Annotated in this window: 1 rRNA gene; it reads right to left on the bottom strand. The window is 51.9% G+C overall.

The features are described from left to right. A 16S ribosomal RNA gene (locus KO539_RS29805) occupies nt 1-1,001 on the bottom strand; the annotation flags it as partial. Nucleotides 1,002-1,019 lie beyond the last annotated feature (18 nt).

Below are 1,019 nucleotides of genomic sequence, written 5' to 3' on the forward strand. Positions count from 1 at the left end.
GGATTCCAGCCATGTCAAGGGTAGGTAAGGTTTTTCGCGTTGCATCGAATTAATCCACATCATCCACCGCTTGTGCGGGTCCCCGTCAATTCCTTTGAGTTTTAATCTTGCGACCGTACTCCCCAGGCGGTCTACTTCACGCGTTAGCTGCGTTACCAAGTCAATTAAGACCCGACAACTAGTAGACATCGTTTAGGGCGTGGACTACCAGGGTATCTAATCCTGTTTGCTCCCCACGCTTTCGTGCATGAGCGTCAATCTTGACCCAGGGGGCTGCCTTCGCCATCGGTGTTCCTCCACATATCTACGCATTTCACTGCTACACGTGGAATTCTACCCCCCTCTGCCAGATTCTAGCCTTGCAGTCTCCAATGCAATTCCCAGGTTGAGCCCGGGGATTTCACATCAGACTTACAAAACCGCCTGCGCACGCTTTACGCCCAGTAATTCCGATTAACGCTTGCACCCTACGTATTACCGCGGCTGCTGGCACGTAGTTAGCCGGTGCTTATTCTTCAGGTACCGTCATTAGCAAGAGATATTAGCTCTCACCGTTTCTTCCCTGACAAAAGAGCTTTACAACCCGAAGGCCTTCTTCACTCACGCGGCATTGCTGGATCAGGCTTTCGCCCATTGTCCAAAATTCCCCACTGCTGCCTCCCGTAGGAGTCTGGACCGTGTCTCAGTTCCAGTGTGGCTGGTCGTCCTCTCAGACCAGCTACTGATCGATGCCTTGGTAGGCTTTTACCCTACCAACTAGCTAATCAGATATCGGCCGCTCCACGAGCATGAGGTCTTGCGATCCCCCACTTTCATCCTTAGATCGTATGCGGTATTAGCGTAACTTTCGCTACGTTATCCCCCACTCTAGGGTACGTTCCGATATATTACTCACCCGTTCGCCACTCGCCACCAGAGCAAGCTCCGTGCTGCCGTTCGACTTGCATGTGTAAGGCATGCCGCCAGCGTTCAATCTGAGCCAGGATCAAACTCTTCAGTTTAATCTCTGTTACTTTGCC

The sequence above is a fragment of the Janthinobacterium sp. NKUCC06_STL genome, from assembly GCF_019345455.1.
Lineage (GTDB): Bacteria > Pseudomonadota > Gammaproteobacteria > Burkholderiales > Burkholderiaceae_D > Janthinobacterium > Janthinobacterium rivuli.